The sequence below is a fragment of the Clostridium sp. HBUAS56017 genome, from assembly GCF_007115085.1.
GTDB classification, from domain to species: domain Bacteria; phylum Bacillota; class Clostridia; order Clostridiales; family Clostridiaceae; genus Clostridium; species Clostridium cibarium.
This window is the reverse complement of record NZ_SULK01000037.1, coordinates 10,356-17,420: the sequence shown is the minus strand read 5'-3', so window position 1 is coordinate 17,420 and position 7,065 is coordinate 10,356. Positions and strand designations below refer to the sequence as shown.

At 30.0% G+C, this 7,065-nt stretch carries 9 protein-coding genes; 7 read left to right on the top strand and 2 right to left on the bottom strand.

What is annotated here, in order from left to right:
• Window positions 1-115: 115 nt before the first annotated feature.
• On the bottom strand, window positions 116-577 hold the full coding sequence (locus FAY47_RS19290) for a MarR family transcriptional regulator (RefSeq protein ID WP_143318558.1): 462 nt from the start codon (window positions 575-577) through the stop codon (window positions 116-118).
• A 173-nt stretch (window positions 578-750) separates the two neighbouring features.
• Between FAY47_RS19290 and FAY47_RS19285 the strand changes: the two genes are divergently transcribed.
• Complete coding sequence (locus FAY47_RS19285) at window positions 751-1,518, top strand: EFR1 family ferrodoxin (protein ID WP_143318557.1); 768 nt, start codon at window positions 751-753, stop codon at window positions 1,516-1,518.
• A gap of 81 nt (window positions 1,519-1,599) precedes the next feature.
• On the opposite strand, the gene FAY47_RS19280 is transcribed toward FAY47_RS19285, so the two are convergent.
• Window positions 1,600-2,997 (bottom strand): aspartate ammonia-lyase, encoded by a 1,398-nt coding sequence (locus tag FAY47_RS19280; RefSeq protein WP_143318556.1) that lies wholly within the window; start codon window positions 2,995-2,997, stop codon window positions 1,600-1,602.
• 90 nt (window positions 2,998-3,087) lie between these two features.
• On the opposite strand from FAY47_RS19280, the gene hydF reads away from it, so the two are divergent.
• The 6 genes from hydF (at window position 3,088) to FAY47_RS19250 (ending at window position 7,060) form a co-directional block, all read left to right on the top strand.
• Entirely contained in the window at window positions 3,088-4,329 is a 1,242-nt protein-coding gene (gene hydF, locus FAY47_RS19275) for a [FeFe] hydrogenase H-cluster maturation GTPase HydF (protein ID WP_143318555.1), read from the top strand.
• Window positions 4,330-4,455: 126 nt separating this feature from the next.
• Entirely contained in the window at window positions 4,456-4,791 is a 336-nt protein-coding gene (locus tag FAY47_RS19270; RefSeq protein ID WP_143318554.1) for a WXG100 family type VII secretion target, read from the top strand.
• 84 nt (window positions 4,792-4,875) lie between these two features.
• Window positions 4,876-5,142, top strand: coding sequence for a hypothetical protein (locus FAY47_RS19265; RefSeq protein WP_143318553.1), 267 nt, complete (start codon window positions 4,876-4,878; stop codon window positions 5,140-5,142).
• Between the two features lie 34 nt (window positions 5,143-5,176).
• A complete protein-coding gene (locus FAY47_RS19260; RefSeq protein WP_143318552.1) occupies window positions 5,177-5,473 on the top strand; it encodes a hypothetical protein in 297 nt (98 codons plus the stop codon).
• Between the two features lie 21 nt (window positions 5,474-5,494).
• Window positions 5,495-6,691, top strand: coding sequence for an EndoU domain-containing protein (locus FAY47_RS19255; protein WP_143318551.1), 1,197 nt, complete (start codon window positions 5,495-5,497; stop codon window positions 6,689-6,691).
• A gap of 18 nt (window positions 6,692-6,709) precedes the next feature.
• Entirely contained in the window at window positions 6,710-7,060 is a 351-nt protein-coding gene (locus FAY47_RS19250; RefSeq protein WP_143318550.1) for a hypothetical protein, read from the top strand.
• The last annotated feature ends 5 nt before the right edge of the window (window positions 7,061-7,065 follow it).

The following is a 7,065-nucleotide window of genomic DNA, read 5'->3' as shown; positions in this document are numbered from 1 at the left end:
AGTATATTATTCCAAATCTACCATCAAACAATACAAAAAAAGAATGTAGTAGATTTGTTTTACACAAATCTATCTACATTCTCGATTAATTTTATTTTTAAGGCTAAGAATTTATCTAACTATTTTTATCTTTTTTTAAGTCACGAAAATCACTTATTAAACTTAGAATTCTAATTAATTCTTGACTATCCTTTTCTCCAATAAAATCAATTAATTCCTTAAGGTTATTAAAAAACTTATTCTTCATAGATTCGATAGCCTTTTTTCCAGCTGGAGTTGGTTTAACAAGAACTATTCTTCTATCTTTATTATCTGATAATCTTTCTAGGCATTTCTTTTTTTCTAAGGAGTTAATCATATGAGTAACAGCAGCTGGAGTTATGTTTAAAATTGTACTTAATTCAGAGACTTTAACACCTCTAACTTCTGGAGTTATACGTTCAATTATTACCATTAACAGCGTAAATTCATTTGGTTTTATATGCTCTGACTGGGGTGCTTGCATAACAGTTTTTCTTAAAAGTATGTATTTCTTTGCAATATCCTTTGCAAGAGCAGTTTTTTCATTATCATCCATTTATATTCCCCCATTGATAGTTTCCCACTAAAACGTTTACTAAATGAATTATCATTCTAATAGATAATTTTGTCAAGTCCTATCTTTTTTGTAATATAAATGTAGAATTAATTTTTTCTAAAGTATATAATAAGTTTGAAACAAAAATTTCCAGAATCATTATGGAGGTTAATATGAAGATATTTTATTTTACCGGTACAGGAAACAGTTTATATGTTGCAAAAAGATTTGAAGGAGAATTATACTCAATTCCAAAGATGTTAAAGAATAATGAACTTACCTTTGAAGATGATAAAATAGGTATTATATTTCCTACTTATGCACTTACTGCACCTAAAATAGTTCGTGAATTTATTGAAAAAGTAACGCTGAAAAGTTCATATATTTTTGCTATTTTAACATATGGTAACATGGTAGGTAATGGACCAGCGTGGTTTGTTGAATATGCAAAGAAGAACAATATAACAATACACTATGCCAATAGCTTGCTTATGGTTGATAATTACTTGCCATTTTTTGATGTAGAAGAACAGAAGCAAAAACCTAAAAATATAGAAGAAAACTTAAGTCACTTATTAAAGGATGTTTCTAAAAAGAAGAATTTTATTAGAAAAGGCTCATTACTAGATAGTATTTTGAATAGTTGTGTTGAGAATGGAAGAAAGTTAATGCCAAACCTTCAATCTCCAAAAAACTTTTTTATTAATGATAAATGTAATGGATGTGGAACTTGTAGTAAGGTATGTCCTAGGAATAATCTTTCATTAAGTAAAGAATCTAATGGGAACAAGCCTATATATGGTACCAATTGTGAATTTTGCCTTTCTTGCGTAAATTTATGCCCTCAGAAAGCTATTAAACTTAAAAAAGAGAAAAATCCTAATGCTCGCTTTAAAAATGAAAATATAACACTAAAAGAAATTATAGATTCTAATGGTTAATAAAAAGCATAATAGTCATATAATTTATAAGGAAACAGGCAGTCTAAATACTGCCTGTTTTTTTATATAAAAGTCTTTAATTTATTTTCCAGATATATGAGTCCTAATTAATTCATTAGGAGATAATATTTTATCTATAGTTTCAATAGGTAATATCTGTTCTTCTAATAAAATTTCTCTTATAGTCTTTCCACTAGATAAAGCCTTTTTGGATACTAGGCTAGCCTTATCATATCCTATATAAGGAACAAGAGCAGTTGCAGAAACTAAGGAGTTTTCCAAGTTTTCTAAACATCTATCTTTATCCATTAAGAGATCATCTATGCATTTTTCTTTAAAAAGCACTACACTTCTATCAAGAAGTTCTAAAGATTCTAATAAACATTCTGCTATAAGTGGGACAAATGCATTTAATTCTAATTGTCCCATGGAGCTTGCCATAGTTATAGCAGTATCATTAGAAATTACCCTTAAGCTAACCTGTGCAACCATTTCAGGAATAACAGGATTAACTTTACCAGGCATAATGGTTGATCCAGCTTGCATCTTAGGTAGTATTATCTCTCCAAATCCACCGCGAGGACCAGAATTAAGTAGCCTTAAATCATTTGAAATCTTAAGAAGATTTACACTACAAGATTTTAATAATCCAGAAGTTTCTACAAAAATATCACAGTTTTGCGTAATATCCATAGGGTAGTCGGATCTTGCGATTCCAAGACCTGTGAGATCTTGAATGATATCTGTCATCATAAATACATACCTGTTTGTAGCATTAAGACCAGTACCTATTGCAGTACCTCCAAGATTAATCTGCCTCAATCTTTCTTCAACTTTATATATTCTCCATCTATCCCTTTCAATGGCTTTTGCATATGCACCAAACCCTTGACCAGCTGTCATAGGTAAAGCATCCATAAGCTGAGTTCTACCTAGCTTAATTATATCTGCAAAGTCATTTTCTTTAATTTGTAGAGCTTCCTGCAAGGAAGATAAGGAAGTGCTAAGCTTTCTTATAAGTCTAATTGCAGCAATTCTAAGGGCAGAAGGGTAAACATCGTTAGTTGATTGTGACATATTAACATGGTTAAGAGGGTGAACTAAGTCATATTCACCTTTAGCTCCACCTAAAAGTTCAATTGCCCTATTAGCTATAACTTCATTTACGTTCATATTTGTAGATGTACCAGCTCCACCTTGAAATGCACTTACTTTAAATTCATTATCAAATTTTCCATCTATAACTTCTTCACTTGCCTTTATTATTGCATCAGCTTTATCTTCTTGAAGAAATTTTAATTTTTTATTTGTCATAGCAGCAGCTTTTTTTATAAGGGCAATTTCTTTAATAAGATGCAAATTTACAGTCTTGCCACCTAAATCAAAATTTTCTAGTGCTCTTGCTGTATTTATTCCGCTATATGATGAAACTTTTATATTTTTATCACCTAATAAATCTTGTTCTAATCTATAATCCAAAATGAACACTCCTTAAATGTTTTATAATATCTATATTTTATATTATAATAGAAAATATAGATATTAAAATAATTCAAAAGGAGTAATTACATGAGTTTAAATACAACACCCTCTGGAGAAAGAGTACATATTGCTTTATTTGGAAAGACTAATGCAGGTAAATCAAGTATTATAAATGCCCTTACAAATCAAGAGATTTCTATTGTTTCTGATGTAAAAGGGACAACAACTGATCCTGTTTACAAAGCTATAGAAATCTTACCTATAGGACCATGTATGATTATAGATACAGCAGGTCTTGACGATGAAAGCGAACTAGGGGAATCAAGAAAAAAGAAAAGTCTTGAAGTTTTAACAAAGACAAATGTTGCTTTAATGGTAATAGACAGTACTATTGGAATTACTGATAATGATAAAGATATAATAAGCAAAATAAAAGAAAAGAAAATACCTATAGTTTGCATTTTTAATAAGGCAGATGAAAAGAGTATGACAAAAGAAGAAATAGCTGATATAGAAAAAGAAATTGGCAGCCCTGTTGTTTCAGTTTCTGCTCTTAATAAAAGTGGAATAGATAATCTTAAGGGAAAAATTATAGAACTACTGCCAGATGATGAAGATAAATTTAAGCTAGTTGGAGATCTTTTAAGTCCAGGTGACATAGTTGTTCTTGTTACACCTATAGATAAGGCAGCTCCTAAAGGAAGGCTTATCTTGCCACAGCAACAAACTATAAGAGATATAATAGAAAGTGATGCTATAGCTGTTGTAACTAAGGAACATGAGCTTAGAGAGACACTTGAAAATTTAAAGAAAAAGCCTAAGCTTGTTATAACTGACTCGCAGGTGTTTTTAAAGGCATCAGCAGATACCCCTAAAGATATAATGCTTACATCATTTTCAATATTACAAGCGAGATATAAGGGAGATCTTATTGAACTTGTAAAAGGAGTTAAGGTATTAGAATCCTTAGAAGATGGAGATAATGTACTGATTTCAGAAGGATGCACCCATCACAGACAATGTGATGATATTGGATCAGTAAAAATTCCAAGATGGGTACGTCAAATGACTGGAAAACAGATAAACTTTGAATACTCTTCAGGAAACACATTTACTGAGGATGTAAAGAAATATAAGCTTATTATTCACTGTGGAGGATGTATGCTTAATAGAATGGCTATGCTTTCAAGGATAGAAAGTGCAGTTAAACATGAGATTCCTATTGTTAATTACGGAGTACTTATAGGTTATGTTCAAGGAATTTTAGAAAGAGCCCTTGAGCCATTCCCATTAGCAAAAGAAATTTACGATAATGGTGATTTTATTTAAGATAGATTAAACTAAACCTTTAGTAGATACAAAAATGAGTATCTATTAAAGGTTTTTTCATTGTGAAAAATTCAAAATAATTAAATTTATGATATAATAGGTAAAAAAGGAACAGGAGGTAAATAGGTGGGGAAAAAGGTAGAATTGAACATAATGGTAGTGGATGCTGTTGAAAGAAAGATGGGTAGTATAGTAAATGATATTAAAAATGTTAGTGAAAAGTTAAAGAATTGTAATAATTCTTTAGGCGAAGATTGGAAAGGTAAAAGTTATGATGCTTTTGTAGAAAAATTTACGAAGTTAGATGGCAATTTTGAAAAATATATTGATGAATTAAAGTTTCTACAAGATAGACTTAAGGAGATTAAAAGGAATTTTGTAGAGAGGGATAATGAATTAAGTACTATGTTTGGAAAGGCAATAGAGCATAATAATAATCAGGATAATAGGAATTTTGTTTAGAAAAATAAATAGTATTTTATAAACTACTTTTCAATGGAAATGTAATATCCTGTACAGTAGATGAAATAAGGAGAGTTAGTAATTTTGATAGGATTAGGTTTTGGAAATGAAAAAGCAGTTATAGAGGATGCTAAAAGAAATTTAAATAAGGTATCTCAGAGTATAAGTAGGATAGAAGGGTACAAAAGTGAGTTTAGAAATTTGATTTCTAGCGGTTTATATATAAAAGACAATGTATCATTGCAATCAGGAATTAATAATATAAATAATTCCATCAAAAACAGTCATAGTTCAATAAAAAGTGGATTAGATAATTTAGCTAGAGAGGTTGAACAAAAAAATAAGAAATAATATATATTACATAAGATAAAGGTGGGGGAAACAAATGGATGTAATAATGAATAATGATAAAATGCGAGAGGCTAAAATAATTTATAAGAATGGTTCTAATGATTTACGTAGAATTCTAAATGATCTGATAAATACAATACGATATTTAGATGAAAGAGGATTCCAAGGAGAAGCTAAAGAGAAGTTTGTGAGTTGCATTTATGCAGATTGGGAATTTGGATTTAAGCAACATATTAAAGATATTGAGTTTTTAAGAGATTTATTAAGCAAAGTTGAAATAGAATCTTCTAAATTAAATGATGCAAGTAGAAGTTTAACAGGAATATTGTAAAGTGATAGAGGATTTAATATAATGGGGAAGATAGGAATAAGTTATAATGAAGTTGATTCTGCAATAAAAAAGTTGAAATCAACATCTGAAGAATTAACAAGTGAAATAATAGCAATAAATGGTACAACAAACAGCTTAATTAATTTAGGAATCAAGTATAAGGGATCAGTTTCTAATCAATTGTCAAAACTTCAAAGTGTAAAAAGATCTTTAGAAACAGATAAAAGAAAAGTAGAAGCATTAAGTTCAAAATTGAAAGATTATAAAGAAAAAATTAAAGCTGCGGATTCAACACTAGAACTAGCTATAAATAGCGGATATAATAATTATTGTAAAAACAACAAAATAGGAAACTTAGATTTTGAGAAAAATTATGAAGTATTGAAAGAAAGTCAGTTAAGAAAAGCCGCAGAAGAGTTAGGAAATTTTGATGATATAGATAAGATAAGAGAAAAAGCTTTAGTTGATGAAATGAGTGACTTTGATGAAGATAGATATTGGATTAGAGATGACAGTACTAGCTTTTTTGAAAAAATGAAATATTTTTTTGATGCATTTTGGATACGCACTGGTGGATCTATGATGAATGATCAGTATATGATTTTTAAGGCTGGAGGTTGTGATGAGGAAACAGCTAGAATTGGATCAGAATTTATGGTGGGAGAATTCACTCAGCCATTTATAGCAGCAGGACTTTTCCCTGTACTTACAAAGCTTGGGTATAAAGGTAGGCCAGTCGGAAGTGGTTTTGGGAATATAATTGGTAAACTTAGAGGTGGAGCTTCTGAGGGGGCGGCTGTAGTTGTAGATGATATTTCAAAGCTAAATAATATAGAGAATTTTAAGAATGGAGCTTTGGAACATATTTTAGAAGGTGAATTAAATGCTAGAGGTAAGGCTGTAGGCTTTCATTATGAAGGAATGCCAACAGCTAAAGGAAATATAATTCAAGGAACAGAATCATTACCTAATGAATTTGGAGTATATACTGGGAAGGTTGAAGTTAATGGTGTGCCTAAAATGGGGAATGGAGGTAAGTCATCGTTCTTTCCTAAAAGTTGGAGTGCTCAAGATATTATAGATGGTATAAATGAGGCATATATAAATAAAACGTTTGTTAGAGGGAATACTTTTATTGGTACGTTATCAACAGGAATGAAAATTGAAATGTTTATTGATGCAAGTGGAAAAATTATATCTGCGTATCCTAAATTTTAATAGAGCGAGGTTGAAAAAATGTATAGTTATAAATTAAGAGAATTGGAACTGGTGGATGGACAAAAGGAGTTATTAATTGAATTTGAGGATAAATCTAAAGAGATAATATCAACATTTTTAGAAAGTGATGTACAAGCTTTTCAGGATTATGTTATCGAAGGATTGGATAATGTTCTAAGTGGTAAAAGTGAATATGAAGAATTAAATGGTAATGTATGTGGTGTGGAAATTCATAAGGATAAAACACAAATATATGATAATTTAGCTGAAGACGGAATGGGTAACTGGTGTGAAATTGAAACTACAGAGTTAAGAGAATTAGTAGATATATGGTGTAATGAGCTTAAAAAGTTCAAAGAGCACAACTAATAAGT

Coding starts and splice junctions, on each gene's coding strand:
- FAY47_RS19285 (WP_143318557.1), top strand. CDS start 751: ATGAAGATATTTTATTTTACCGGTACAGGAAACAGTTTATATGTTGCA.
- hydF (WP_143318555.1), top strand. CDS start 3,088: ATGAGTTTAAATACAACACCCTCTGGAGAAAGAGTACATATTGCTTTA.
- FAY47_RS19260 (WP_143318552.1), top strand. CDS start 5,177: ATGGATGTAATAATGAATAATGATAAAATGCGAGAGGCTAAAATAATT.
- FAY47_RS19290 (WP_143318558.1), bottom strand. CDS start 577: ATGGATGATAATGAAAAAACTGCTCTTGCAAAGGATATTGCAAAGAAA.
- FAY47_RS19250 (WP_143318550.1), top strand. CDS start 6,710: ATGTATAGTTATAAATTAAGAGAATTGGAACTGGTGGATGGACAAAAG.
- FAY47_RS19255 (WP_143318551.1), top strand. CDS start 5,495: ATGGGGAAGATAGGAATAAGTTATAATGAAGTTGATTCTGCAATAAAA.